Genomic DNA, 25546 nt, shown 5'->3' on the forward strand with positions numbered 1-25546 from the left:
GCCACCTGCTTCTGAAGAGTTAATCCACTGCGGTTAGTCGATAAACGCATGAGGATAAAAGCGGGAGAGATCCTGGGTGATCAGCGCCCGATCCTCTCGCAGGCCAATACCGGCCGGGCGATCGTTCACCAGCCAGCTGCCGATTAGCGTATAGCTGTCGCCAAACTTCGGCAGCGGATGGAACTGCTGAACAATGGTGCCTTCTTCACCGTATGGCCCGTCTACGCGGGCAATTTCCTGTCCGTTTTCAATGATGCGAATGTTGGCCCCCTCGCGAGAAAACAGCGGTTTGACCACGTATTTGTCCATGGCCGGAACGTTGTCTTCGGAAAAATAAGCGGGCAGGAGATTAGGATGGTTGGGGAACATTTTCCACAGCATCGGCAGCAGCGCTTTATTGGACAGGATGCTTTTCCATGCTGGCTCCAGCCAGCGCACGCCAGCGTCATTCAGCTTGGTTGAAAATACTTCGCGCAGCATAAATTCCCAGGGGTAAAGCTTGAACAGGTTGCCGATCACCTGATCGTTAAGATCGGTAAACTGCCCTTTTTCGCCCAGTCCGATTTCATCCATAAACAGAAACTCGCTCGGCAGACCCGCCTCCGTGGCGCAGTCCTGGAGATACTGAACGGTTCCACGATCTTCATCGCTATCACGACAGCAGGCGAAATGTATCCAACTGAATCCGTGCTGCTGATGCAGGGTAGCAAAGCGTTCAATCAGCTGTTCCTGAAGGCTGTTGAACTGATCGCTGCCGGCAGGCAGTACGCCGCTGGCCAGCTGTTCTTCAAGCCAGATCCACTGGAAAAAAGCGGCTTCGTAAAGCGAAGTCGGCGTGTCCGCATTGTTTTCCAACAGTTTGGCATCGGTGGTGCCGTCCCAGGCCAGATCCAGTCGTGAATAGAGCGACGGCTGGCTGGTTTTCCATGACGAACGGACAAAGTCCCAGGTATGCTTAGGAATACGGAATTTGATCAGCAGCTCTTCGCTGTTTACCACCTTATCCACGACCTGCAAACACATCTGATGCAGCTCGCTGGTCACATCCTCCAGCGTTTCAATTTGCTGCAGGGTAAACTGGTAGTACGCGTCCTCGCACCAGTAGGGTTCACCGTGCATGGTGTGAAAACGGAAACCGTATTCGGTCGCTTTCTCACGCCAGCCGGAACGTTCAGGAATAGAAAGACGCTTCACGGTATCAGCCTCCAAATGACCGGCTGGAGCCGGAAGCTGCGCTACTGCGCTGCATGGAGGACTGCTTAGCCACGCTTTCGCCAAACCCACCGCGGGTCACCGTGCTGGTGGTCGCAGGTTTAGGTGCCAGCGCGCTTTTCGGCACGGTCATGGTACGGCCCGGCGTCGCCGCGCCGAAGCTTTTGCCGCTGGCATCTACAAACTTGCCGTTTGCCGGGCTGTTTGGCGCGCGTGAGGTAAACAGCGGCTGTTTCGCAAAGCCTGCGCCGCCGCCCATCATCCGGCCCATCATATAACCTGCCATCAGCGGCATCCAGAAGCTGCCGCTCTGCTGAGATTCGGCGTTAGTTGTGCCGACGCCCGCCTGAGCAGGTGCCTGCTGACACTGGCCTTCACCAAATTCAGCCACGCAGGCTTCACGGCTGGCATATTTTGGCGCTGTTTTTTCCGCTTCTTTCTTCGCGTCGTTATAGGCCGTTTTGCACTGTTCGCTTTTGCCAGGGTTTGCGCTGGAGCAGTCATCCGCGTTCTGATACAGCGAAACCGTTTCATCGGTCTTTTCACAACCGGCCAGCATAAATACTGCCGTGACCGCGAAGGCCACCGGCGTTAAATGTCGTGCGCTCCAGCTTTTGCGGAAGGAGGCATAATTAATTTTTTTAGTCCGTTTCATCATGTTCTGTCCTGAGCCCAAAGGTAAACCCATAGAATAGGGGAATAGCGGCGAAAAATGAAGCGATGTGGGGAGGGTATAGGGCCTGATTTACATAGCTATACGTTTGATATTGCTGAAATACGCCCGCTGGGGGCGTATGAGTGTATAATAGGGTTAGAAGTAACCCATTTCGTAGCCGTTCTTATATTTTTTATTCCCCGCGCTAATCCAGCCCAGATTGATGTCAATACCTTCAATATTGAGATTGATATCACGACCCGCGTAAATTGAACTCAGATAGTTCCCCATCTGATCGGCATAGATGTTAAGGTTTTGACCCGCTGTAATTTTCTTCCAGTTATTAAATGCGCCATTAATGTCCAATGACATATTATTGCCCGCAGTCAATGTATGGTAGTTAGAAAAGGAGTTGTTGACGGTCAGCTCCAGATCGTCAAAGGCCTGAAATGAGCCCGCCGTACCGGTAATTTTATCAGCAGTAGTAAATATTGTACTGTCAGACTTTATGCTACCTCTTTCATTATTCAGGTTATGTACGTTCATAACAATATCTTTCTGGGCAAAGACGGCGCCCTGAGTATTATCTATATGCTGCGTGTTTAAGAAGATTCCGCCTTTGCTGAGGAGTCGGCCTTGCTGATTATTCAGCGTTTGCGTAGTCAGCTTGAGCGATCCTTCACTAACAATCCCACCGTTAACACCTATGTTATCTATCCATATACCTAAAGTAGGGCTATACAGCGACATATAGCGGTTATCAATTTCTTTTGCAGCGATGGTTACATCGCCACTGGAAGCAATAAGACCCGCATAGTTTGCCAGTTTATCGGTCGTCATATCCAGGGCGCCTACTGATATTACACCTGAGCTGTTTATATAGGAGTGGGTAGCTACTATAGTTGCCTTACCGCCTACCTGAACTGCACCCATTCTGCTGTCTACCTTACGGGCATGCAGAAACAGGTCATTTCCGACGGTTATACCGCCGGAGTTGAGTGTCATCTCATCAAAATTAAGCGACATATTATTTTTCGCGAACAGGCCGCCCATAAAATTATACAGGCTCTTTGCTTCAACCTGCATGTCTGCATCAGTAAGGATTCTTCCTCTCTGATTGTTTATTTTATCAGTGGTTATTTTTAACCCCTTTTCAGAAGAGATAAGCGCATTATTGATATTATCAAGGTTACCGGCAGCAATGGTGATTTTCCCTTTACTGCTAATTTTAGCAGGGAAGATGTTGACACCATTTGAGAAAGTTTCTTTTCCGGTATTAAAGGAGATATCACCTGAACTTTCGATAGATGCCCGATTCTCCAGCCGCCCGCTGTTAACCGTCATCTGCCCTTTTGAAGAAATTTCGCCTTTGTTTTCGACCGCTTTACCCTGGGTTGCGATCGTCAGCGTGGCACCACTTTTGAGTATGCCGCGATTGTCCAGGCTGCCATTGGTATCAATTGAGAGACCACCGGCGGTAGAGATAATACCGGTGTTGGTCAGATATCCCCCGGCCGTCAGCGTTAAATCGTTGAGCGTGGTGGCAATAGAACCCGCATTTTTAACGCCAAAACCCTCTTCCGTCGCCATTATCATAATACTTTCCGCCTGAATCCCGCCCAGCGAAGTGATATCTACAGCTACTTTTGAACTTAACCAGCCATTATCCTGGCCCGTTTTAGTGACGGTCAGCGTATTATTGTCAACGCTATTTTTTCCGGTTATGACTCGCAGTTTTTTGGCTTTAAGGCTGGCACTGACATTGACCATATTGGCGATAATATCGGTATAAGAAGCGCTATCATTCTTAAGGCCGTTGCCATTGATGAGTACTTTTCCGCCATTCACGGCAAAATGACTTAGCGCGCCATTATTAACCTGTGGTGTACCGGTAGTGAGCGTTGCTCTTTCAGTATTGATAAATCCACAGCCACTGCAGGTGATACCCGCCGGATTAGCGATAATCACTTGTGCCCGCTCTCCGGCCACTTCGATCATGCCTTTAAGTTCACTTTTCTTAACAGAGTGTACCTCATTGAGAATGATCGTTGCTGCTTTGCCAGACAGGTTTCCATTTGCCGCAATTAAGCCCGCCAGCTGACTCTGACTGGCTTGTAACCCATTGTTGAGAACGACGCCCTGTTTATCGACGTTAAAATCATTGTAAATATTATGGGACAGTCCAGCGGAGGAAGGCGCATTTATATCAATGAATTGTTGGCCGTTCTGCGTGGTTGTGATGTGCGGTTGATTGGCCTGGCTGGGATGGGAAATAACGACCGCGTAGCTATGTGGCATATAAAAGGGTGTAAAGAAGACGAATAACAGTGCGCTGTTATTTAAAAAAAGGCTCTTGCTTTTTTTTACTTTAAACATAATCATTCCTTTGGTAGTAAATATTTTCTGGTTATGCTTTTCAGTTCAGCCTGATCACAACGGATAAGTCAAATACGGATGAGTGAATCAATATAATGACAGTTAAATCCTGAGTTAATATAGTAAAAATATTATTTAGTGTTTGAATATAGTCTTGTGAGCAATAAATAGAGGTGAGCATAACTCGCACGGATGTAACTCTACTGTTGCGAGGTAATTTTTGGAATAATATCTACTGGTCTTATTTATTAAATGCTATAAACTTTATTCAGAGGTAGGGTGGTTTTACCCTACTGTGGTTTTAGCAGACAACAAGGAGTAAGAATGCGCGAGTTAATGGATAGTGAAATCCAGTATGTTAGCGGTGGGTGTGTGGGTGATATTATTAATATCGGTTCCGGTATGGTAAGCGGTTTTATAGATGGCCCCGTCCATTCAGCTCTAAATATTATACCTAATACGATTAGCAGCGTTGTGAAGCTTAGCGCACAGACGCTGACCTTTATGACCAGCAGCTTCTTTAAAGTGGTAGGTCTTCTGACCTTTTGGGCATAACGACCGGATGCGGCAGGTTAACAGGTTACCCCTTTCAAACCACGTCTTCTGACGTGGTTTTTTTATTTCACTTAACCTGGCCTGGATTATCCCAGCTCTCATGAGTGTAGGGTGCTATCTTTTTGTATTCATTGATAATACTTACTGCCTGGTGATAATCATTTTCCAGGGTATGGAAACGTTCTAGCAGAAATATTCCCAGAGGTAACGTGAGAGCAAAAAGATAGATCAGGGTAAAAGAAAAAACGGCTGCGAATGACGAAATAAGACAGACGAAAATTGTCCAGATACAAACCAATAAACACCAGAAAACCGCCCGGCTGAACCTGTTACCTTTAGTTATAAAAGGAGACTTACAGGTTGGCGCTTCCAGCTCTTCAAGCATTAATTCCCCGCAGAAAAGATAGCGTTTACTCTTCTTTCCCAGCATAAGCATTAAAACCAGAACGATTTCCATCAAAATTATCATTGCGATAATATACGCTGGCGTCTGGCTGCCATTATCGAGTGCAAAGGCAGGTTTCCTGGCAATAGGTAATACCAGTGCAAGGTTTACCGCTAACATTACGACAGTATCTTCAAAAAGATAACGGCTTATCCCATGCTTTGTTACGGGGTAAGGTTTAAGCCTGCTGAGATGATACAGCGACTGGCGAATATTATTTCGTAATGCATAGCTGTGGCAGAGGTACAGCCAAAAAGGTAAAACGATTATTCCACAAAATGCCAGCCAGTCATTAATAACAGCAGGCGACAGTAATATGCCAATAAGACACATTGCTGCCACAACGGCAAGCGTTGCCAGCAGGCTGCACCAGGGCTTGGTCAGGTAGTATTCGGTTTTTATTTCTGGCTGATCAAATAATGACTTTAGCGTTTCAACGTCTTCGTGCGTACGCAGGGTACAAAGCGTATAGATCCAGTAAGCACGTCCCTCGCTGGCCATCATCCAGGCAAAGGATCCGCCAATGGCAGACAGGCCAAAAAACATGTCTGTTAGACCAGCATCAGGGGCATTTCGTGCCAGTGAGGTGGTTAATATTAAGGTGGTAATAAAGCATCCAATCAGAAAAAACAGGAGATGGCGTCGGGTAAATTCATAATAAGAGGGGATCATAATTAGCACCGCTCTTTTGTCTGGGACAATAATGTGCAACAGTGCATTTTTCTTAAGGGCGTTTTATTTTCTTCAATAAATGAGAGTAAATATATTTTGGGACTAATCTCGAGAAAACTCCGCTGACCCTGCTGCTGACAGTTCAGCATGCTTTCCCGCCAGCGGACAGGTTCAACGAGATGTCTGACAAGGTTATCAACGATATTCGCCGTGGAGGTTTCCGCCCGGGCGCTTCGATTCATATAAACCGGAATTTCAGGCGGTTGCAGGGCTAGCGGCGAGAAAAAATCGTGCATCTCCGCAAGGCCTTCAGCCATCAGCGGAGAGTGCCATGCGCCATTCACGCCTAATTTTGCTGGAATATTTCCACCCGCTGAGAGCTGGTGCACAAGGTTTTTTAACGCTGAGGCTTCACCGGAAATAACCTGCCGGTTCGGGGCATTATCACAGGCGATGCTGAGCCTGTCCGTGAGGTTTTGATCCCTGATCAGCTGTTCAAGTTCAGCCCTGCTCACCCCTTGCACATTATACATGGCCCCCGGTGTGATTTTTGCGAGTCGTTGCATTATCGACGCGCGGGTGACAATCGCCTTAAACAGCGCCTCAAGCGTAAAAACTCCGGCCAGCCACAGGGCTGAATATTCTCCTGCGCTGTGACCCGCACATGCCGTCGCATTAAGCGTATGCTGCTCGCGGATCGCCACAACGGAGGCAACGTTTAGTGTCGTCACGGCAATTTGCTGATAATACGTTTGCGTCAGCCGGGCCATGGGGCCTTTGAGGCAGAGTTTACGCACATCAAGGCCGGAGATGTCGCTGGCACATTCGTACACCGCTTTGGTGGCTGAGGAGCGATCGAGGATATTTGCCCCCATACCTACCTGCGCGGTGCCCTGGCCAGCAAACAGCACCATCCAGCCGTGACCGTCATTACCAGTAGTATCGTATTCCTGCATAGTGAACATCCTTCTCACCAAATAAGCTGAATTCGCCGGCTGCATTGCCCAGGGCATAATTTGCACCGGCGTACATCTCAAGATTTTCTCTGACCGGGCTGCTGAGCTGAACGCTGGCCAGGCTGCTAAAATCATTGAGGTTTACTGTTACGGAGGTACGCCAGTTCATCACTCCCGTTTCACTGCGGTTGCGGCTGCTGAAGAGCGTCAGGTAGTGCTTGCCCTGTAGCGCCCCCAGCCGTCCTGTCCTGTCGATTTCAGCCGCCATAATATGGGAATAGTAACGAAAGGCGTCGCGTACCAGGGGGAGCGAGGTGATCCAGTTTGCCGGATGATTAAAACCGTCGGTGGCATAGGCTACATCACGGGATAACTGCTGCCAGGCGCTGCGGGAATAGCCCTGGCTCTGACCGTAGTATTCCAGGCCAGATTCAATCTGCTGGCTGCTGGAGTAGCGAACGCCGGCGCTGATTTCACCGTTTATGCCTTGAGAACTGCGGACGAAGGGAGCTGATGAAGCATTGGTATCCCAGCTGTACAGCCCTTTGCTGGCCTGGGGAGTAAGATGACGCCAGCTCTGGCCTTTTATCAGCCCGGCTTCGAGATTGAAGGCCCAGTTATCGTTCAGAAGATAGTTACCGCCTGCTGCAAGGCGCTTTTGCGTCCCGGCAAGCAGGGATATCGTCGTCGTGGTGTCGTTCAGGCCGGTCGTCGAATAGCTAAGCAGGTAGCGCGCCTGCGAGTTGGTTCGCTCCAGTGAGGCATCGCGGCCCGTCGTTTTCAGGGTGTTATTTTCATGAGTCAACCCTGGTAGCGCTACCACGTCCCAGCTGCCGGTAGGCGTAAAAGCGCTGGCAGAAAATCCCCAGGAACCCTCGTCGTAAAAAGCGGGCCAGCTATCGCCCGCAGCATTGACATGAACGCTACGAAACGCCCCATGAGGATTACGCAGTAAATCCAGCGGCGAAACCGTATAAAGATAGCCATAGCGCCGACGAATTTTCCCGGTATCAATAAAGAGATTGTCCCGCGCGGCCCAGCTTAGCGTGGCCTGGTTAAAAAATATTTTACCCTCGCGGCGACTGTCCTGGAGTGAACCCGGCTGATGGCGGTGCAGGAGGTATTCACCGTTGATTTCACTTTTGAACGTTATGGTCTGTCCCATCCAGCAGTTCAGGGAGACTGACCCATAAACGTTGGCCATCTGATTTTGACGGAAGGCACTGTCTAAACTGTTCCACTGCGTGCTGCCGGTATGGAGCAACACGCCTTCGCCCCCGGCAAAGCCTCGGGGAAATTTGCAGCCCGTGTCTGCCTCAGTGCTCAGCGGCAGGATAACAAGGGCGGTAATCAGAAAGCAGAGGCGTTTCATTGGCTACCTCTGATCAAATAATCTTTCTGGAAATAGCTCTCCGGCAACGATTCCATAACCATTTCGCTGTAGGCCATGGTGGTCCAGTTATCTTTGCGTAACGCGTCTTCAATAACGATCGTTGCCGGACGCATTATCCCCTGAACCTGCTGATAATCACGGTAGCGCGAGCGCTTGATCAGCCGCCCTTCGGTTGAGAGGAAATCAATGCGCTGCGGATGCCAGCTGCCGACTTCAACCCAGTAGAGAATGGCAGGGTAGGGAACCGACGCCCAGCGGCGGGTTAGCGACAGCTTATAGCACTGGCTGTCACCGCACGCTTCGGTCCCGAGCAGCGTTGAAATATAGGAGTAGTCGAAATCAGCTGCCACCACATCTCCATTGGAAACCTGGCCCAGCAGGCGCTGCTGACGGGAGATGGGGATAGGTCGACGTAGCTCCGGCGCGTAGTACCACATTTTGTCGAGATCGGAGAGCAGGACCTTGCCTTTATCCCTTGTTGGGGCAACGAAGCGTACCAGCGCGCGCGCCTCGCCCCTTTCCCGCTGCTCATCGGGCTTGTAAAAGCGCATTGAAATATCCAGTACCTGCCGTTTTTCCAACAGGTCGCGACCGTTTTTGTGTTCGGTTAGCGTCAGGGTATAGCGGAATGGCTGCCCGGGGGCGCGTACCCGGTCTGCACGACGAATAATCTCCCGGGCTTTGCCGTCTTCCTGGGTCAGCTGAGAGAGCTGATCGCGATCCAGCGAAAGAACCTGAGGCGGCGTCTGCGCCAATGCGCAGGCACTGACGTGCATCATGACCAGCAAAATTATGAATCTGAACATGTCTGCTCCTCAGGCCGTCAGCGATACGCCGAGGTCGGCGACCAGCGTCGTTCCACGGATAGCCGCAGACTGGTCAGAGATCAGAAAAGCGACAATATTGGCAATCTCCTGCGGTTCTATCAGCCAGCGACGCGGAGAGGCCTGATAGCGTGCGTACAGATCCGGCCAGAGTTTTTGCAGATAGGGCGCCATGTCGGTGTTCACCATGCCCGCGCACAAACCGTTGACGCGGATATCTCTGCTATGGAGTTCCACCTCGAGATACCCCACCAGAGACTCAAGAGCGGATTTGATAATGCCCAGCGGGTAGTTCGGCAATACGCGACGGCTGCCCATGCTGGATATCACACATATTGAGCCGCCGGCGGGCATCATTGGGGTAATGTCGTTGACGCAGCTGTTGTTACCAATGATGTTGCTGTTCAGCAGTAGCTTCCAGTCGCTGCGGGTCATTTCGCTGAAGGGCTTGAACGGCGCGCTGGCCGCATTGAGGATGAGATGGTCGATATGCTCTACGCCATCCTGTTTTAGCCGCTTAATCATGTCCGTGATTTCACGAGGCTCACTGATATCGGCCCTGGCCAGCCTGACCGATACGCGACTTGCGGCAGAAGAAGTCAGGAATTGCTGCAATCCCGCTGCGCTTTTTCCCTGGTCCTTTCGATAGTTCAAAATCAGGTCGTAACCCTGCGTGGCTAAACACTGTGCTATCGCCATACCGACCCCGCGGCCAGCACCGGTAATAAATACCGTTTTTCCTTTTTTAGACATATCTCTACTCCATTACAAACTGATAACCCTGATTCAGACAAAACGAAATGCTTCGGCGATAACCAGATTGGCTGCTCGTTGCGAAGGAATAATTGAGGCAATTAACGCAGTGACCAGTGGCAGGGCACAGGAGAACCAGAACAGATGCATATCCCGATCCCACATAACAAAAGCCAGATACCCTCTGGTATATCCCGGGGAGGGCGGCATCGGTACGCCGTTAATATTGATAATCATGGCAACGATCAGGCCTAACCCTACGCTGAGAATGGCACCGATAATGCCGATAATAATCCCCTCTAGAATAAACAGACGGCCGATATAGGCCTTACTCAAACCCAGCGCGCGCAGGGTGGCTATTTCTCGCGTACGTTCAATGACGTTCATCATCAGGGTATTACCGATCATAAATACCACGATGATGCTGACGATAGTTTTAATAAACAGGAATATCCCTTCAAACAGATTAACGACCTGATGATAGAAAATGGCCAGCTCATCCCATGAGTGAGCCTCCAGCGGCAGATTATTTTCTTTAATGAGCACCCTTACCCGTTGCAGAACGGCCTGAGTCTGACTGGTATCCTGCAGGAGCAAAATTATCTTACTGACGTCCTGCGTTTGCAGCAGGTGCTGCGCGGTCACAAGGGGAATTTTCACCGCCGTGTCGTCATAATCCTTAATGCCTGAGCGGAAGACGCCGCGAACCTGAGCCGACATTGCATTCTGGCCCCCTTCAGGATTGACGACCAGGAGATCGGTCCAGTCGTCGTATCCCGCCGAAAGCATGCTGGAAACGCCGCTGCCCAGCGTGATATTGAGCGGTTTAACCGCCGAGAGATCGCTACCGGAAATAATACTGTCCAGCGCGCCAAGCAGCAGGGACGTTTGCGGTTCAATGCCTACGCCAGCAAAGAAAGTCGAGACGCCTTTATCGTACTGAGAAATAATGCCTGAGAATTCAAGCTGGCCCGTGATAGTTTTCGTCTGCTCAGCAATAAAGGGATCTGCCAGTAATGTCGCCTTAACAGGAGCATAATCCTTGATGGTGAACTGAAGCGACCGGCTATTGCCGTTAGCCATGTAGCCCTGCTGGTAAATCTGTATATGGCCCAGGTTGGTACGAATAGTCTGTTCGCGAAGAGCGTAAAAAGAGTAATCAACAAAACCACCGAAGATAAATACGGCTACCCCCCCTAAGGTGATTGCTATTAGCGTAACGGCGGAACGGCGACGATGGCGGAATAAGTTTAAAAAAGTGTAGCGAATATCCGTCGGCTTCCGCACCAGCGTGATGAATACTATACAGAGTGACCAGACAATCAGAATATTGGCAACCCAAAAAAGAATATTGCTCATGGCTGCGCCTCCAGAAGCGGCACCAGCACATCGAGTATCTCCCCGGACGTCCAGTCGGGAGGCGCACCGGACTGAATGCGGTAGAGCGGTTCTCCTGCGGCACCCATGGCGCGTAGCGCATTCCATGCCTGCGCTGCTTTTTCAGGCTGATTACAGTTCATCGCCGCGCGTGCCCGCATGAGCGTAAGCATTGGGGTTAGCGAGGTGGGCAGGGGCGGGTTTTGCAGGGCGTTTAAATCCTTATTGGCTACCACACACCGACCACTCTCAGCGGGAACAAACGCATTCATACGCGCCCGCAGGTAAAACAGCAGTGCGTTCTCCGGCTCCTGCTCTGCGGCTTCGTCGATGGCGTAATAGCCCTGTTTCGACAGTTCAGCAGCCCGCATATAGTTCTTTTTCAACATATAATCACCCGCGAGAAAGAGCTGTCCATAGCCACAGAACATTTTCGCCGTGCGGTCCTCAGGCGAGGCGATGAGATGCTGCTGTAACAGGGAGACGGCGCGGTTAAGCTGGCCGGTGTCCCGCTTATCCTTCATCAGCAGCAGCGCCCTGGCCGTGACATTTTTCTCGGCAAGTGGCGCCAGCCGGGTGTCCAGATCCTCTTGCGCAGCACAGACGGTGCCCGTCAGGGCCAGCAACAGCACGATCAGCAGACCGCGTCGCATCAGGGGGGGGTTAGTTAGCATTAACGAAATCATCCTTAATTCTGCCATCCTCAATTTGCACCACGCGGCTGGCCCGGTCGCGCAGCAGGGGCGAGTGGGTAGAAATAATGAAGGTCGTTTTCAGTTCATGATTCATCGTCAGGAGCAGATCGATAATCTCTTCACCCGTATGCGTATCCAGATTGCCCGTCGGTTCGTCGGCCACCACCAGACGCGGTTTTTTTACCAGTGCGCGGGCAATCGCAACGCGCTGTTGCTGACCGCCGGACAATTCGCCTGGCGGACGACGGTAGTGATCGATAAGGCCGACCTTTTCAATGATATGCATCACATATTCGCGGGCTTCACTTCGCCGGAACCCATTGAGCATTAGCGGGTAATAGACGTTGTCGAAAACGCTGAGTACCGGCAGCAGATTAAAAAACTGAAAGACAAAGCCTATGGCGTCGGCCCGCAGGGCAGCCATCTGTCTGTCATTCAGCAGGGCAAGGTCCTGCCCCAGCAAAAACACCTTTCCCTTTGTTGGCTCATCAATGCCTGCGACCAGATTGAGCAGGGTGCTTTTACCGCTGCCTGAGGGGCCACAGAGCGCGATGAACTCACCGTCATGGATCTCGGTAGTGATAGCCTGCAGGGCGTGAATTGGATTAGCCGCACTGCCGTAGCTTTTACTGGCGTTTTGCAATATTGCCAGCGGCAGAGCCTGGATGGGGTGAGCAACACTCATAACGTTTTCTCCCTGTTACGTCTCTCTTCATGACCAAACTGCCCGATATCGCTCTCCCCACAGGATGCTGGCGCAGGCTGACAGCGCACCAGCCACAGGCTGTGACCTGCGTGCAGGCTACTTATCAGGCCTGGCCCAGCGGGCGCGCCATCGTTATGCCAGAGGTGAAGGCCGAGTGCTGGATTCAGACATCCGCTGTCTCCGTAGTGCGCATAAAGGGGAAGATGTGAGGAAAAAGGCGCGCCAGCACGCTGGTTTATGCTTAGCAGTGCAGGCGTGGGCGGTGCAGTACTGTAGATTTGTGTGCAGTCCGCCGCCTGCCAGCATGCGGTCAGCTGGGCCACGGCGGCGCTGGCCCGTTGCGGCAGGATCCGTCGCGGGCTGACTGAAAGCGTCGGCAGACTGTCCGTCATTCGGCTTACCAGCAGGCAGACATTGCGTTCCACCGCGAACAGGGTATTGCCTCCGCAATGATGACGGGCTTTCCCCGCTGGCCAGCCGAGGGTTTCTGACAGGGTCATTACCGGGTAATGTCGGTGCTGACCGCAGATCACCACGTTGTCCGCCACGCCGCTATGCAGACAGTCCTGTGCCATCTCCAGCGCCAGCAGAAAGCCGTTACGTTCGCCGCGTAATTTGCTGCTGAAAGCCTGGATCTTGTACGTCCAGGCGATTTTTTTCGGCAAAATATCGCAGAAGAGTGAGTCCCGCCAGTTATCAATCGCCTCAAACAGACTGCTTTCACCCCAGGTATCAAAAAAGATCATCGCGTTTTGCGCATTGCGCCGTCGCAGATGCCGCTGCGCCTCGGGGGTGTTCAGCGCCAGATGGCAGGTATCGTTGAAGGCGTGCAGCGCATCGCGCAGATGCGTTTTACGTGGCGTAAGCGGTGCATCACCGCCGAAACGCTGGAACATCCAGTTGTGGGTACGAAGGTGCCTGCTGGCTTTTTTACAGAGCGAGGCTTCCCAGACATTGTGCCAGCCGGGCCTGAAAAGCACGGGCTGGCTGGTGGGTTCCTGCATCTGCATTGATACCAGACTCATCGGCATGGCTGATGTGGCAATCATACCGTTCTGTCCTGACCTGAGAGTACGGCGCTGACGATTGAGCCCTCCATCCCCATGGCGGTTTTAACGATATGGCGGCCAGGAAGCTGACAGGCGTCCTTATTGGTATGTAACCGGAGTCGGGGCGGCGCGGTTGACGGTAGCTGAGTATGAAAAGGCAGCAGGCGCCGCTGCTTAAGCGCATCACAGGCCACAATCAAATCCACCAGCGCACTACAGGTTGAAAGATAGCCGATTTGTGCCTTATAGCTGACAACGGGTACGCCTTCCTCGCCCCAGATTTTCCGGATAGCCATGGTTTCGGTATTGTCGCTGATGGGGATGCCGTTGCCGTGGGGGAACAGGCAGCCGACGTCTGCGGCATTGATACCGGCCTGTGCCATCGCCTGCTCTATAGAGTGGACGATGGTGCGAAAATCGCTTATCGCGGCGTTATCACGCATACCGCTGTGCTGATAGCTGACGCTGCTGTCCAGATAGCATTCAGGTTCAAGCCCGGCGCGGCGAGCGATGTTTTCGCTACACATTAGCAGGGCAGCGGCGCCGTTAGACATCAGGACGCTGCTGGCATGGCCATTAAAGGGGCTTGCCGCACTCTCACCGAGCATATTTTGTGCTGCAAGAAAAAGCATATCCTGGGTGAGAATATCGACCCATCCCACCACCAGGGCCACGTCTGCCAGATCGCTGCACACAGCGGCGCGGGCAAGGTGCACCGCAGACATCGAGGAGGCGCTGGCGCTGTAAAGGGTGGCAGGGGGGCGGGTAAGTTGATAATCATCTGCCAGCGCTTCACTTAGCCTGTCCTGAGCATAGGAGCCTGCATGCAGCTTTTTGATCGCAGGGTAATAGAGCAGATCTTCCGGATCGTTGCGATCCTGGTAGGCTACTACCTCAGAAATGTCGGTACGCAGGCCGTTGCCGACGAGATAAACCCGCACGCGCTCCCCCGCCAGCAGCGCTTTCGTCTGTCCAGCCTCCCGTAGTGCCTGATCGATGACGTTTTTCAGCACCTGCCGCACCTGACGAAAGGTCAGGGCGCAGTGATGCTTCTGCGCCGGAAACGGCGAGTGACGGGGATTGATCGCCATCTTCATCGCCGTCTGCGCTCGCGCGGAGCTAAACCAGGGACGCGAAGGGGTGTAGCGACCCGCAGCCAGGGCTGCTATCAGCGAGGGGACGTCGCTGGCAAAGCCACTATAGGTACCACTACCGATCACGGCTACCGGCTGGGAGGTCGTCATGAGCATTTCCTCAGCACGATCGCATAATGATTGCCCCCTTCGGTTGAACCCAGAATTAAGGCAGTATCCACCTGCTGCTGACGGCGTTCAGTAACGAAGTCAATATCATCCACGCAGAAGGATTGCGTATAGGGCAGCGGTGGGATCTCTCCGCGCTGCATAATTTCCGTCACCACAATCAGATTCAGAATTCCCATACAGGACTCAACCGCACCGAACCAGGCGTTGTAGTTCACAAAAGGGATCGTGGCGGCCCGATCGGCAAAGACCTGGCGCACGGCATCAACTTCTGCGCGATCGCTGCTGGTGGTGCCGATGCTTGAGCCACAAATCAGGGAAACGTCATCAATGCTCAACTGAGCCTCTTCCAGCGCCTGACGGATGGCCGTAGCCATGGCCTCGGCGTTGCCCGCGGTATTTTCAACGCTGAAATAGCCGGTATCGTTGGCTTTGCCATAGCCGATGATTTCTGCGAGTACGGGTGCACCCCGTTCCGCCGCCCGCTCCAGATCTTCCAGAAACAGCATCCCCGATCCTTCGCCGGTCAAAAAACCGTTAAAGCGGTCGCTATAAATTTGATACGCCTGCGGCGTATCGGTAATTAGCAGGTTGCGATGCAGAGACTGAAGATAAACGGAAAAAGGATTCATTAACTCATCGGCACCGCCGACGATGGTTTCCGGCTGCAAACCCTGGCGAACCAGTTCATAGCCATAGGTCAGGGCGCCCAGGCCGGCGTTGATCCCGGTGGCAAGCGTCGTGTTATAGCCTTTTATCCCTTCCGAAATTGAGCAAAAGGTTGAGATGGCATTCATCAGCGAACCTGGGAATTCAGAGGTGCGCACGTTGTTCGGATCAGGATAGAGGCTGTTGAGATAGCGCTCGACCCGCCTTTGAGGCCCCCGAGACATGCCTAAAATTAAGCCAAGCCGATGGCCGTCACGTCTGATTTTTCGGCCCGCTTCCTTCATCGACTGGGTCAGCGCCAGCAAGGCAAAGGTGCTGACATCATCGGCTTTGCGGGCATCAAAGCGACGCAGGTACTTGCGCGGTTCCATCTCCGTCACCTGATGCTGCCAGGTTTTTCCCTTGAGCTTTTTGCGCCATGCGTCACCATCGCCGTAGCGCTCAAAAAGAAAGGCCTCAACCTCACTCTGTCCCCGAAGATTGGCGATCATGGCTTCAAACAGCTGCTGCGTTTCATCGTCCAGCGTTAACTCAGTGAGGTTTTGCGGTGAGGTTTCCTGCCAGATACGATCCAGCACGGATCGGACGTCGTGTCCCTGTGACGTCACCATCCCTCGCCCGGTGATCGCCACCCGACGCGGCCTGTATGCTGTCTCTGGTGCGCTTCCCACGTGAGGCGTGGCGATAACGCAGCAGTTGTTACCGCCAAAGGCGTAATTGTTTTTCATAAACAGGCCAACGTGGCCCTGCTGAAAGTCGTTTGGCACGTAGTTGAGATCGCAGTTGATACGCGGTATGCCGAAGTTCAGCGTCGGCAAAATCAGCTCATCTGGCAGCGTAAGGAAGCAGGCGATCATCTCAATGATGCCAGCGGCACCGATATTGTGCCCAATATAGGATTTCGTTGAACTGACCGGCAGAGAGGCAATCTGTGGGAACACTTTTTTCATCGCCAGCGTTTCACAGCGATCGTTGGCTTCGGTGCCGGTTCCGTGGGCATTGATATAGTCAATGTCCTCCGGCGCCAGCTGGCCGTTTGCCAGCGCATCGTTCATCACCTGAACGGCACCCTCCGCTCGCGGATCGGGAGCCGTATCGTGATAGGCGTCCCCGGACGTGGCATACGACACCATTTCGCCATAGATGGTGGCGCCGCGGGCCAGGGCATGCTCGTACTCTTCCAGCAGCAGCGCACCGGCCCCTTCCCCTATCGACATGCCTGGCGTACCTGAAAAGGGGCTGGTGGGCGTGGTTTTCATGGCCTGAAGCGCATAAAAACCGGCGAAGGTGGGCAAATAGATAGGCTCGGTACCAATCACCAGCGCGGTACTGTTTTTATTATTCTGGATCAGGTCAAACGCAATGCCCATCGCGTTGGTACTGGCCGTACAGGCTGTCGCCAGTAGTTCAAAGCCGCCCTTTAGGCCCAGCAGGGAGGATACAATCGCGCTACAGGATGAAAAACAGCCACAAACAATCGCCTTTTTCAGTGAGAAATCATCGGGCTGGTTTTCAAAAAGTGGGATAAAGGCTTCCGTCCCGGCGGAGGAGACGCCGATAATCAGCGCGGTCTTCGCACGCTGTTCTGCCTCCTGCAAACGTGCCGCCTCCAGCGCTTCAAGGCCCACTTTGTAAGCCCACAGAGCCGCGTTATCCAGCGAGGCAATTTGCTCTGGGCTCAGGCCGGGCAGTTCGATCGGTTGCAGTACCTCTGAAGCATTGGCATCGTTGAACCAGCGATGATATTTCTCGCTGGGCCGAATGCCACAGGTCTTATTCAACAGTGCCTGTTTGAACGCCGGCACGTTGCTGGCGATAGATGAAAGCTGCCCCATACCGGTGATCACGACCCGCTTGCGCTGTGTTAGCATTATTTCATTCCCTGAATACTCATTTCCGCCGGGGCGGCAGGCGTAGCCGCTTTTTCCTGTTCTTCACGCTCTTTCTGCCACTCAAACTGCTGCAGGAGATCGCGAGGACGGCGTTTGTCGATATAGCTGTGTTCGGCGGGGTTAATAAGGAAGCTATAGTTGCGGGCGAAAGGAACGGCAGCCGTGCGCAGCGCGATCTCATCGCCGCTGCTGCTGCGGGCCGTAAGATGAGAAAGATCGGCCCAGGCGAATTCGCTGTCGATAAACAGGCGGCCGATGGTTTTATCAATATCAGCAGAGTAGCCGCATTCAATGACCACGCCGACCACCTCTTCATCAAGGAAGACCTCATCGCCAAAGGCGAGCGTCACGGATGGTTGACCATCAACGCTCATCCCGATCGCGCGGCGATGCGGCCCGGCGTCGAGCCGCCCTTTGAGGGCTTCCATACCGATGAATTCATCTTTGTCATAGCGCACCATCCACTGTAGCTGTAGCTCTATCGGGCAGCGGCTAAGGGACAGCAGTGGGGTGGGGATAAAGCACGGGTTTTCGAGCCGCACCTGCTGCTGATAGTCCAGGCCGCCCAGGCAGAGATCGAATTTTTCACCCGCTTCAACCAGCTGCTGCCAGGCATCGGCCAGCGAGGCATAGTCACCAAAAAGTTTATAAGAAAACTCACCGTGCTTACCGGCTCTCAGCAGGATCAGCTCATCACAAACATGCATATGCTCCTGAAAGGGCAGGCCCGCGATGTCCATACCGTAAAGTTCAACCAGCAGCTCCCAGCTGTAGGGACCTTCGATATGCAGTAGCCCCTGGTCATTCAGCGGTATAATCTGTTCAATGTCGTCGAATTCGCCGACGCGCTCGGCCATCAGCGCGGTGATCCTTTCACACAGCGCCTCACTGGTCATCCACTCTGAAAAAAGCAGATAAGACTCTTCGTCGCAGAGGATATACAGGTCGGTAATAATCTGGCCCTGGTCATCCAGCATTAGCGTATACATTGCCTGCTCATCACGAATAGAGGAAACGTCGCCGCTTACCAGAACATTAAGGAGCTCCCAGGCACTCTCTCCGCTGATTTTTGCCTTACCGAAATGGGAATAGTCACAGAGTAGAATATTTTGGCGAACGGCACGATGCTCTTTTTCCGGTGTGTGATAGCGAGCCGGTATTTTAATCCCGTTGCGTTCCGTCATAACGACGTCATTATGCTGGTGTAGTTCAAATAAAAGATTACTCATTTTTATTGCTCCACGCTCGGGACAAAATCGTTGCTATTTGCTAAAGCATCGCTGTGCTTTTTCTCAATAATAAAAGAGGCCAGCGTATTTACACTGCGCATATAAGACGGGTCGTCCCCTTCTCCAACGCGGATGCCAAATTTCTTGTCCAGCAACACCAGGAGTTCAGTTGCGTCAACGGAGTCCAGCTTTAATCCGCTGCCAAACAGAGGCGTATCATCATCAATTTGTTCTGGCGTATGATAAAGGTTCAGGCGTTCAATAAGTCCGCGTTTCACGTTGAGCAGTGTTTCTTTGCGTTCCGTGATGGCTGCTTCAAGTTCTGTTCTGTCCATGAGGTCGACTTCTCCATTTTTATTAATTGATCACTGCACCACGATTTTCAGCCCGGGCGCGCTCGACCCGGAAATTGATAATTTTCCCCTGGCTGGCGATATGCCTGCCTACTCGTGCATTAACGTTATAATGATAAAATCCATGGCTGTCTGACATACTGAGCTGGCTGGTCACCTCAATGGTGTCACCGGGTACAACGACATGTTTGAATTTAAGATCCTGTGCGGCCAGAAAGCCGACAATACGGTGTCTCTCAGCCAGTACCCGTTCTTTCCCTTCCTGCGTATGGAGCGACTGGGAAATATCATCGAATTTTTTTAGTTCGCTGCCGCAAACCTTATAATGCGCCAGACAGTAATCATTTAGCAGGCTGAGATACTCACTTGCCTGACCAAATATCTCTGCAATCATTACGCCGGGCATTACCGGGTTATCCGGGAAATGCCCATTGATATAGGGATCGTTAAAAGAGACATGCTTCATTACGGTAATCGTGCCATTTTCTCCAGGCCTGAAATCAGTGATGCGATCTACCATAAATATCGGTGAGCGCCACGCGCCCATCTTCAGAAGCAGCTGCGGTGAGACAAGGCTTTTACTGTTTTTCACTCGTGTAATCCTTTATTCGCTATCGCATAATCAGACCGCCGTCGACGATCAGCGTCTGACCGACGATGTAGCTGGCCTCGGAGGAGCTTAAAAACGTCGCAACGCTGGCGACCTCATCAACGCTCCCCTGACGGCGAAGGGGGATCGCCGTCATTATTGAGCGCATGATCTGACGAGGGACTTTTTTCACCATACGGGAATCAATCACGCCAGGGGCAATGGCATTCACCCGGATCCCACGGGTGGCAAACTCAGCGGCCAGCGTGCGCGTAAAGCCAATCACGCCCGCTTTTGCCGCGCTGTAGTTGGTCTGTCCAAAGCTGGCGGTAATACCGGCGACGGAGGCGATATTAACGATGGTGGCCGTGTCAGCCAGACTCAGTAACCGAATCATCGCCTTACAGATATTGAAAGTGCCGTAGAGATTTGTCTGTATAACGTCGTCGAACATTTGACAGTTCATCTCTGAAAAGAGCGTATCCCTGCACAGGCCTGCGTTATTTACCAGAATATGCAGCTCTTCGATCTTTTCGCCGATAGCGTTAGCAAGCTGCCCGACTTCGTCGCGTTGGGTAATATCACACCGGCAGAGTTCCAGACGCGCAGCCTGCGGATGCGTATTTTTGAGATCCTGCAGCTGCTGCGGGTTATTTTTATAAACGGCGTAGACATTACACTCCTGACGTAGAAAATGTCGGCAAATAGCGATGCCGATATCGCCACTGGCGCCGGTAACCACAACATTTTTATCAGCAAGATTGGGATAAATAACCATTAATATTCTCCGGTGCTTAGCTCAATGCGGCTACAGCCACCGCATAGGTGGAACAGTGCGAAATACTTAAGGTTGCCGACTGAATTTTTTTTTCACTCGCCAGCCTCAAAAATTCCCCACTGAAGTGATAGCGGGGACATCCGTGTTCATCATGAACGATTTCTATATCGTGAAAGGAGATGCCATAGCGAAATCCCAGCCCCAGTGCTTTAACGGCCGCTTCTTTCGCTGCCCAAAAACCGGCAAATCGCTCAGTATTATCCCGTACTGGTTCCAGATATACTCTTTCCTGTGTCGTGAGTACGCGAGAAATAAATGCTTCACCGCTGTTTGTAAGAGCGCCTGCGAGACGATCTATGGCGACTATATCCACACCAAGATTCACCGATCTGCTTATCCTTTAATTTCCCCACTTGTGCTTAATGATTTTATTCTCTCATCACTATTTAACCTGTGGGGCGTTCATATGTGTTTTTTAAGTACCTTGTTAATTTTCGTCAAACACTACAGGGCATTTATAGCGTTAACAAAGAGGCGTTGGGAGCTTTTAAAAACGAGCCTGTAACCGCCACCTGCTTTTATGAAAATTATTCAGACGACACTGGTGGTATTTTTCCAGTTTTAATTATGCCTGTGGTTATTTATATAGTGCATGAAGAAGGGCATGATAATTAATCGGTGGATAAATTTGAGACGCATTTCAACACAGGGCGTACGATCGTGAAATAGAAAAAAATTTAAATAAAGAGGCGCGGAATATTATTGAGATATGAGGCGTGAGTATTGAAAAAAGGGCAGTTAATACTGCCCTGGGGGGAATAATCAGTGACTGAAGGGATTGCGGCGGGTGCTGACCGGTGCGCTTCGGTGAACCGCTGCAGGTGCTGCTGCTGTGTTGCCCGTATCAGCAGCGGTTTTTTGCACTGCCGATGAGGTATCGCCACTGTTAGCGGAGGCATTTTGCTGCGGCGTTTCAGGCGCGACGGTTTCGGGCGACGTTGGAACATCTTTACCCAGACGGCTGTTCAGCGACTGCAAATCCTGCTCGTTTAGCGTACCCAGCGCTGATTTGATATTCAGCTGGTTGATCATGTAGCTGTAGCGGGCATTGGCAAGCTGCTGCTTCGCGTTATACAGGGTTGAGGTCGCATCCAGCACGTCCACGATCGTGCGGGTACCAACCTGATAACCGGCTTCCATCGCATCCAGAGAGCTTTGAGCGGAAACCACCGCCTGCTTATAGGCTTCGATGCTGCTGATAGAGGCATTCACGTTGTTGAATGACGAACGAACGGTCTGAACCGCCGAACGGTGCGCGCTCTCAAGCTGCTCGCTGGAGGAGACGAAAGCATACTGCGCCTGTTTCACCTGTGAAGTGACCGAGCCGCCGCTATACAGCGGCAGGGAGAAGCTCAGGCCCACCTGGTTAGATCCGCTGATATTATCAGTGGTCGAGGTGGTACGTTCTGCATAGCGGCCGCCGTATTTGCTATTGGTCAGGCCGGTAGAGGCCGTCAGATCCACCGTCGGCATATGACCGGTTTCCGCCAGGCGAATCTCTTCACGAGACAGATCCTGAGTCAGACGCGCGGAGAGCAGGCTCAGGTTGCGGCTTTCCGCTTCCTTCAGCAGCGCGTTAACCGGCTGAGGTTTCTCGGTTCTGAAACTGTCAACGTTCAGCGAGGCCAGGCTTGGGTAGTAGTTGCCGGTGACCTGACGCAGGGTTTCCACGTTGTTATCCAGCGCATTACGCGCGGTCACTTCGTTGGCCAGCACGGTGTCGTACTGTGAGCGGGCATTCTGCACGTCGGTAATCGCGACCAGACCCACGTTAAAGCGCTGGGTGGTCTGATCGAGCTGGCGGTAGATTGACTGTTTCTGCGCTTCGATATAGGAGAGCGTATCAATGGCGTTCAGCACGTTAAAATAGGCGGTCGCCGTGTTCAGAATCAGCGTTTGCTGTGCATTCTGATAGGTGACATCCTGAATGCCCGCCTGCTTCTCCTGCAGGGTCAGGGCGCGCCATTTTGACATATCAAAAATGGTTTGCGTAAGCTGTAGCGAGCCGCTGGCCGTTTTAGAGTGCAGGCCACTGCTGTCGCGATATCCATTATTATAAGTATAATCAGCACCCAGACCGAGCTGGGGAAGCAGTGGGCTACGCGCTTCGTTGATTTTCTCAAAGGCCGCATCGCGGTCGGCTGCAGAACTGCGCAGATCGGGGTTAGACAACCGGGCCTGCTGATAAACCTGCAGCAGGTTCTCCGCCTGACTGCCGACGCTGAAGCCGCCCAGACTCAGGCCGATAAGTAACGGGAGCAGTTTCTTCATTTGCATTCCTTGTAGTGCAGCAAAATTGCTATGGTAGCGCTGACGTAAGCCAAAAAATAATCGCCGATTTTAACGAGTACACGGAAGAGATAAGTTGGCTGAACGTGCCATGTTGCCTTAATTTACTCAAATAATTCATTAAGAACCACACTCTCAGCGAATTCGGGAATTTTTTCTCGATTTTGCCACTCACTCCGACGGGAGAGGAACGATGGAAAACGACAAAAAATACCCAGTGACTTTCACCAAAAACGATGTAGAAATTATTGCACGTGAGACACTCTACAGTGGTTTTTTTTCGCTGACGCGCTACCGTTTTCGCCACCGTATGTTCAACGGTGAGATGAGTGGCGAGGTAAAAAGAGAGGTCTTTGAACGCGGACATGCAGCGGTACTGCTACCCTATGACCCGGTAAGGGATGAAGTGGTCCTGATTGAACAGATACGCATTCCCGCCTGGGACAGCAGTTCTACACCCTGGCTGTTAGAATTAGTCGCCGGTATCATAGAACCCGGCGAGACGCCGGAAGATGTTGTGCGCCGTGAGGCGCAGGAAGAAGCCGGATTAACGCCGGGGCGGGTCAGGCCGGTACTCAGTTATCTGGCCAGCCCGGGCGGCACCAGCGAAAGGCTGGCGATTCTGGTAGGTGAAGTGGATGCCAGCGTGGCTCAGGGAAACCACGGTCTGGAGGAAGAGAATGAGGATATTCTTGTCCATGTGGTCAGCCGCAGTCAGGCGTACCGCTGGGTAGAGGAGGGTAAAATAGATAACGCGGCCTCGGTCATCGCCCTGCAATGGCTGGAACTGCACCACAAAACGCTAAGAGAAGAGTGGAAACCCGAATGATTAAGCGCTACACACCTGATTTCCCTGAAATGATGCGGATCTGCGAAACTAATTTCGCTCAGCTGCGTCGCCTGCTGCCGAAAAACGACCAGGCGGGTGAATCAGTGACCTATCAGGTTAACGACGCCCGTTACTCGGTAACGATTCAGGAGTCGACGCGCTACACCACGCTGGTAGAGATTAAACAAACCTTCCCGGCGGTGAGTTACTGGAGCCTGCCTGCGCTGTCCGTTCGCCTTTACCACGACGCTATGGTAGCGGAAGTGTGTTCAACCCAGCAGATCTTTCGCTTTAAAGCGCGCTATGATTATCCTAATAAAAAGCTCCATCAGCGTGATGAAAAGCATCAAATAAACCAGTTCCTGGCGGACTGGTTGCGCTACTGTTTAGCGCATGGCGCGATGGCCGTACCGGTTTGTTGAGTCGCTGACAAGGCAAGCGGAGATGGCGTTAACCCTAAGGACTTTGATTGGATAGCCTGTTAAAACTTCCTGTAACGAGTGGGGCAGAGGCAAGGATATTGCAGATAACGGACACCCACCTGTTTGCCGGTAAAAACGAAACGCTGCTGGGTGTGAACACCTGGGCCAGCTTTGACGCCGTACTGGAAGCCATTCTGGCAGGTGCGCGTCAATACGATTTGATCGTCGCAACGGGCGATCTGGCGCAGGATCATACGGTTGAAGCCTATCAGCATTTTGCTGAGGGCATCGCGCGTCTGCCAGCGCCCTGCGTCTGGCTGCCGGGCAATCATGATTTCCAACCCGCTATGTTCAGCACCTTTGCCAGTGCGCAAATCGCCGATGAAAAGCAGGTGCTGATCGGCGATAGCTGGCAGCTGCTGCTGCTGGACAGTCAGGTTTATGGCGTGCCGCACGGTGAACTCAGCGAGTATCAGCTGGAGTGGTTGGAAAATGCGCTGGCGGCGTATCCTCAGCGCCATCACCTGATCCTGCTGCACCATCATCCGCAGCCCTCAGGCTGTAGCTGGCTCGATCAGCACAGCCTGCGCAATGCGCACATGCTTGATGCCATACTCCAGCGCTATCCGCTGGCGAAGACGTTGATCTGTGGCCATATCCATCAGGAACTCGATCTCGACTGGAATGGTCGGCGTCTGCTGGCCACGCCCTCAACCTGCGTACAGTTCAAACCGCACTGCACCAGCTTTACCATTGATTCCGAGGCACCGGGCTGGCGCTGGCTGGATCTCTTTGCGGACGGGCGGGTTGAAACCGTGACTGAGCGGCTGCAAACCCGGACATTCATCCCGAATCTCGATTCTGAAGGGTACTGACTGATGGCCACGCTGCTCTATCTTCACGGTTTTAACAGCTCACCTGCCTCGGCCAAGGCGACGCTGTTCGGCCAGTGGCTACGCGCGCAGCATCCCGCGATTCGCTTTCTGGTTCCGCAGCTGCCTGCTTTCCCGGCTGACGCAGGCGCACTGCTAGAGGAGCAGGTGCTCGCTCTGTCGGGTGAGCCGCTGGGCATTGTCGGCTCGTCGCTGGGCGGGTATTACGCCACCTGGCTTTCCCAGCGATTTGGCTTACCGGCCGTGGTGGTCAATCCCGCCGTGCGGCCATTTGAGCTGCTGACGGATTATCTTGGCGACAACGAGAACCCATACACCGGCCAGCAATATGTGTTAGAGTCTCGCCATATTTACGATCTGAAAGCGATGCAGATTGACCCGTTAACGTCGCCGGATCTGCTCTGGCTTATCCAGCAAACGGGTGATGAAGTGCTCGATTACCGCCAGGCTCTGGACTATTACAGCCCCTGCCGCCAGACGGTGGAAGAGGGCGGAAATCACGCTTTTATCGGATTCGAACGCCATTTCTCCCCGATTCTCGACTTCCTGGGCTTATCTTCCGCCTGAAGTGAAGCGCGGAGGCAGGCCACTCTTTTTTAGCCACCAATCAGAT

At 52.5% G+C, this 25546-nt stretch carries 25 protein-coding genes; 5 read left to right on the forward strand and 20 right to left on the reverse strand.

Going from position 1 to position 25546, the window contains the following annotated elements; all coding sequences use genetic code 11:
* Nucleotides 1–33: 33 nt before the first annotated feature.
* The 3 genes from A1830_RS12385 to A1830_RS12395 all read right to left on the reverse strand — a co-directional run bounded on the left by A1830_RS12385 (nt 34) and on the right by A1830_RS12395 (nt 4243).
* The gene (locus tag A1830_RS12385) at nt 34–1194 is read right to left on the reverse strand and encodes a glutathionylspermidine synthase family protein (protein ID WP_067706343.1); all 1161 of its coding nucleotides are present in this window, start codon (nt 1192–1194) and stop codon (nt 34–36) included.
* Nucleotides 1195–1198: 4 nt separating this feature from the next.
* Nucleotides 1199–1867 carry a DUF1190 family protein gene (locus A1830_RS12390; RefSeq protein WP_067706346.1) on the reverse strand — a complete coding sequence of 223 codons (669 nt, stop codon included), beginning with the start codon at nt 1865–1867 and terminating at the stop codon, nt 1199–1201.
* 156 nt (nt 1868–2023) lie between these two features.
* Nucleotides 2024–4243 (reverse strand): filamentous hemagglutinin N-terminal domain-containing protein, encoded by a 2220-nt coding sequence (locus tag A1830_RS12395; protein ID WP_067706181.1) that lies wholly within the window; start codon nt 4241–4243, stop codon nt 2024–2026.
* A 324-nt stretch (nt 4244–4567) separates the two neighbouring features.
* Here A1830_RS12395 and A1830_RS12400 point away from each other — a divergent pair, with 324 nt between their 5' ends.
* Complete coding sequence (locus A1830_RS12400; RefSeq protein WP_067706183.1) at nt 4568–4798, forward strand: hypothetical protein; 231 nt, start codon at nt 4568–4570, stop codon at nt 4796–4798.
* A gap of 67 nt (nt 4799–4865) precedes the next feature.
* Here A1830_RS12400 and A1830_RS12405 read toward each other — a convergent pair whose 3' ends face one another.
* The 17 genes from A1830_RS12405 to tolC all read right to left on the reverse strand — a co-directional run bounded on the left by A1830_RS12405 (nt 4866) and on the right by tolC (nt 22771).
* On the reverse strand, nt 4866–5915 hold the full coding sequence (locus A1830_RS12405; RefSeq protein WP_067706185.1) for a hypothetical protein: 1050 nt from the start codon (nt 5913–5915) through the stop codon (nt 4866–4868).
* Between the two features lie 2 nt (nt 5916–5917).
* The gene (locus tag A1830_RS12410; protein WP_197473331.1) at nt 5918–6871 is read right to left on the reverse strand and encodes an ACP S-malonyltransferase; all 954 of its coding nucleotides are present in this window, start codon (nt 6869–6871) and stop codon (nt 5918–5920) included.
* Nucleotides 6846–8243, reverse strand: coding sequence for a hypothetical protein (locus A1830_RS22990; RefSeq protein ID WP_067706187.1), 1398 nt, complete (start codon nt 8241–8243; stop codon nt 6846–6848). Before A1830_RS22990 ends, A1830_RS12410 begins: the two co-directional genes overlap by 26 nt.
* Nucleotides 8240–9070 carry an outer membrane lipoprotein-sorting protein gene (locus tag A1830_RS12420; RefSeq protein WP_231877621.1) on the reverse strand — a complete coding sequence of 277 codons (831 nt, stop codon included), beginning with the start codon at nt 9068–9070 and terminating at the stop codon, nt 8240–8242. Before A1830_RS12420 ends, A1830_RS22990 begins: the two co-directional genes overlap by 4 nt.
* A 9-nt stretch (nt 9071–9079) precedes the next feature.
* Nucleotides 9080–9841: an SDR family oxidoreductase gene (locus A1830_RS12425; protein WP_067706189.1), complete on the reverse strand. Its 762-nt coding sequence runs from the start codon at nt 9839–9841 to the stop codon at nt 9080–9082.
* Between the two features lie 33 nt (nt 9842–9874).
* Entirely contained in the window at nt 9875–11200 is a 1326-nt protein-coding gene (locus A1830_RS12430) for an ABC transporter permease (RefSeq protein ID WP_067706191.1), read from the reverse strand.
* Complete coding sequence (locus tag A1830_RS12435; protein WP_156484996.1) at nt 11197–11892, reverse strand: hypothetical protein; 696 nt, start codon at nt 11890–11892, stop codon at nt 11197–11199. The genes A1830_RS12430 and A1830_RS12435 overlap by 4 nt, the downstream gene beginning before the upstream one ends.
* Nucleotides 11882–12598 carry an ABC transporter ATP-binding protein gene (locus A1830_RS12440; protein ID WP_067706194.1) on the reverse strand — a complete coding sequence of 239 codons (717 nt, stop codon included), beginning with the start codon at nt 12596–12598 and terminating at the stop codon, nt 11882–11884. Before A1830_RS12440 ends, A1830_RS12435 begins: the two co-directional genes overlap by 11 nt.
* Nucleotides 12595–13668 carry a hypothetical protein gene (locus A1830_RS12445; RefSeq protein ID WP_067706196.1) on the reverse strand — a complete coding sequence of 358 codons (1074 nt, stop codon included), beginning with the start codon at nt 13666–13668 and terminating at the stop codon, nt 12595–12597. Before A1830_RS12445 ends, A1830_RS12440 begins: the two co-directional genes overlap by 4 nt.
* Complete coding sequence (locus A1830_RS12450) at nt 13665–14912, reverse strand: beta-ketoacyl synthase N-terminal-like domain-containing protein (protein ID WP_067706198.1); 1248 nt, start codon at nt 14910–14912, stop codon at nt 13665–13667. The genes A1830_RS12445 and A1830_RS12450 overlap by 4 nt, the downstream gene beginning before the upstream one ends.
* Nucleotides 14909–17470, reverse strand: coding sequence for a beta-ketoacyl-[acyl-carrier-protein] synthase family protein (locus A1830_RS12455; protein WP_067706200.1), 2562 nt, complete (start codon nt 17468–17470; stop codon nt 14909–14911). The genes A1830_RS12450 and A1830_RS12455 overlap by 4 nt, the downstream gene beginning before the upstream one ends.
* Nucleotides 17470–18720 (reverse strand): aminomethyltransferase family protein, encoded by a 1251-nt coding sequence (locus A1830_RS12460; protein ID WP_067706202.1) that lies wholly within the window; start codon nt 18718–18720, stop codon nt 17470–17472. The genes A1830_RS12455 and A1830_RS12460 overlap by 1 nt, the downstream gene beginning before the upstream one ends.
* A gap of 2 nt (nt 18721–18722) precedes the next feature.
* A complete protein-coding gene (locus A1830_RS12465) occupies nt 18723–19055 on the reverse strand; it encodes a phosphopantetheine-binding protein (RefSeq protein WP_067706204.1) in 333 nt (110 codons plus the stop codon).
* A gap of 22 nt (nt 19056–19077) precedes the next feature.
* A complete protein-coding gene (locus tag A1830_RS12470; protein WP_067706352.1) occupies nt 19078–19620 on the reverse strand; it encodes a 3-hydroxyacyl-ACP dehydratase FabZ family protein in 543 nt (180 codons plus the stop codon).
* A gap of 64 nt (nt 19621–19684) precedes the next feature.
* A complete protein-coding gene (locus A1830_RS12475) occupies nt 19685–20440 on the reverse strand; it encodes an SDR family oxidoreductase (RefSeq protein WP_067706209.1) in 756 nt (251 codons plus the stop codon).
* Between the two features lie 16 nt (nt 20441–20456).
* On the reverse strand, nt 20457–20825 hold the full coding sequence (gene acpS / locus A1830_RS12480; protein WP_067706211.1) for a holo-ACP synthase: 369 nt from the start codon (nt 20823–20825) through the stop codon (nt 20457–20459).
* Between the two features lie 437 nt (nt 20826–21262).
* The gene (tolC, locus tag A1830_RS12490) at nt 21263–22771 is read right to left on the reverse strand and encodes an outer membrane channel protein TolC (RefSeq protein WP_067706215.1); all 1509 of its coding nucleotides are present in this window, start codon (nt 22769–22771) and stop codon (nt 21263–21265) included.
* A 211-nt stretch (nt 22772–22982) separates the two neighbouring features.
* Between tolC and nudF the strand changes: the two genes are divergently transcribed.
* The 4 genes from nudF to yqiA are packed head-to-tail and all read left to right on the forward strand — an operon-like array spanning nt 22983 to nt 25500.
* The gene (nudF, locus tag A1830_RS12495; protein WP_067706217.1) at nt 22983–23618 is read left to right on the forward strand and encodes an ADP-ribose diphosphatase; all 636 of its coding nucleotides are present in this window, start codon (nt 22983–22985) and stop codon (nt 23616–23618) included.
* Nucleotides 23615–24040: a DUF1249 family protein gene (locus tag A1830_RS12500; protein WP_067706219.1), complete on the forward strand. Its 426-nt coding sequence runs from the start codon at nt 23615–23617 to the stop codon at nt 24038–24040. Before nudF ends, A1830_RS12500 begins: the two co-directional genes overlap by 4 nt.
* Before the next feature lie 47 nt (nt 24041–24087).
* The gene (gene cpdA, locus A1830_RS12505) at nt 24088–24915 is read left to right on the forward strand and encodes a 3',5'-cyclic-AMP phosphodiesterase (RefSeq protein WP_067706221.1); all 828 of its coding nucleotides are present in this window, start codon (nt 24088–24090) and stop codon (nt 24913–24915) included.
* Between the two features lie 3 nt (nt 24916–24918).
* A complete protein-coding gene (yqiA, locus tag A1830_RS12510) occupies nt 24919–25500 on the forward strand; it encodes an esterase YqiA (protein ID WP_067706223.1) in 582 nt (193 codons plus the stop codon).
* The last annotated feature ends 46 nt before the right edge of the window (nt 25501–25546 follow it).

The sequence above is a fragment of the Erwinia sp. ErVv1 genome (genome assembly GCF_900068895.1).
Lineage (GTDB): Bacteria > Pseudomonadota > Gammaproteobacteria > Enterobacterales > Enterobacteriaceae > Erwinia.

What these genes read in the sequence shown, in the direction of transcription:
- A1830_RS12405 (WP_067706185.1), bottom strand. Translation starts at nt 5,915, where the DNA reads ATGATCCCCTCTTATTATGAATTTACCCGACGCCATCTCCTGTTTTTT.
- A1830_RS12465 (WP_067706204.1), bottom strand. Translation starts at nt 19,055, where the DNA reads ATGGACAGAACAGAACTTGAAGCAGCCATCACGGAACGCAAAGAAACA.
- A1830_RS12470 (WP_067706352.1), bottom strand. Translation starts at nt 19,620, where the DNA reads ATGGGCGCGTGGCGCTCACCGATATTTATGGTAGATCGCATCACTGAT.
- A1830_RS12475 (WP_067706209.1), bottom strand. Translation starts at nt 20,440, where the DNA reads ATGGTTATTTATCCCAATCTTGCTGATAAAAATGTTGTGGTTACCGGC.
- nudF (WP_067706217.1), top strand. Translation starts at nt 22,983, where the DNA reads ATGGAAAACGACAAAAAATACCCAGTGACTTTCACCAAAAACGATGTA.
- A1830_RS12410 (WP_197473331.1), bottom strand. Translation starts at nt 6,871, where the DNA reads ATGCAGGAATACGATACTACTGGTAATGACGGTCACGGCTGGATGGTG.
- A1830_RS12460 (WP_067706202.1), bottom strand. Translation starts at nt 18,720, where the DNA reads ATGAGTAATCTTTTATTTGAACTACACCAGCATAATGACGTCGTTATG.
- A1830_RS22990 (WP_067706187.1), bottom strand. Translation starts at nt 8,243, where the DNA reads ATGAAACGCCTCTGCTTTCTGATTACCGCCCTTGTTATCCTGCCGCTG.
- yqiA (WP_067706223.1), top strand. Translation starts at nt 24,919, where the DNA reads ATGGCCACGCTGCTCTATCTTCACGGTTTTAACAGCTCACCTGCCTCG.
- A1830_RS12400 (WP_067706183.1), top strand. Translation starts at nt 4,568, where the DNA reads ATGCGCGAGTTAATGGATAGTGAAATCCAGTATGTTAGCGGTGGGTGT.
- A1830_RS12390 (WP_067706346.1), bottom strand. Translation starts at nt 1,867, where the DNA reads ATGAAACGGACTAAAAAAATTAATTATGCCTCCTTCCGCAAAAGCTGG.
- A1830_RS12455 (WP_067706200.1), bottom strand. Translation starts at nt 17,470, where the DNA reads ATGCTAACACAGCGCAAGCGGGTCGTGATCACCGGTATGGGGCAGCTT.
- A1830_RS12450 (WP_067706198.1), bottom strand. Translation starts at nt 14,912, where the DNA reads ATGACGACCTCCCAGCCGGTAGCCGTGATCGGTAGTGGTACCTATAGT.
- A1830_RS12500 (WP_067706219.1), top strand. Translation starts at nt 23,615, where the DNA reads ATGATTAAGCGCTACACACCTGATTTCCCTGAAATGATGCGGATCTGC.
- tolC (WP_067706215.1), bottom strand. Translation starts at nt 22,771, where the DNA reads ATGAAGAAACTGCTCCCGTTACTTATCGGCCTGAGTCTGGGCGGCTTC.
- A1830_RS12425 (WP_067706189.1), bottom strand. Translation starts at nt 9,841, where the DNA reads ATGTCTAAAAAAGGAAAAACGGTATTTATTACCGGTGCTGGCCGCGGG.
- A1830_RS12430 (WP_067706191.1), bottom strand. Translation starts at nt 11,200, where the DNA reads ATGAGCAATATTCTTTTTTGGGTTGCCAATATTCTGATTGTCTGGTCA.
- A1830_RS12440 (WP_067706194.1), bottom strand. Translation starts at nt 12,598, where the DNA reads ATGAGTGTTGCTCACCCCATCCAGGCTCTGCCGCTGGCAATATTGCAA.
- A1830_RS12435 (WP_156484996.1), bottom strand. Translation starts at nt 11,892, where the DNA reads ATGCTAACTAACCCCCCCCTGATGCGACGCGGTCTGCTGATCGTGCTG.
- A1830_RS12420 (WP_231877621.1), bottom strand. Translation starts at nt 9,070, where the DNA reads ATGTTCAGATTCATAATTTTGCTGGTCATGATGCACGTCAGTGCCTGC.
- A1830_RS12445 (WP_067706196.1), bottom strand. Translation starts at nt 13,668, where the DNA reads ATGATTGCCACATCAGCCATGCCGATGAGTCTGGTATCAATGCAGATG.
- A1830_RS12395 (WP_067706181.1), bottom strand. Translation starts at nt 4,243, where the DNA reads ATGTTTAAAGTAAAAAAAAGCAAGAGCCTTTTTTTAAATAACAGCGCA.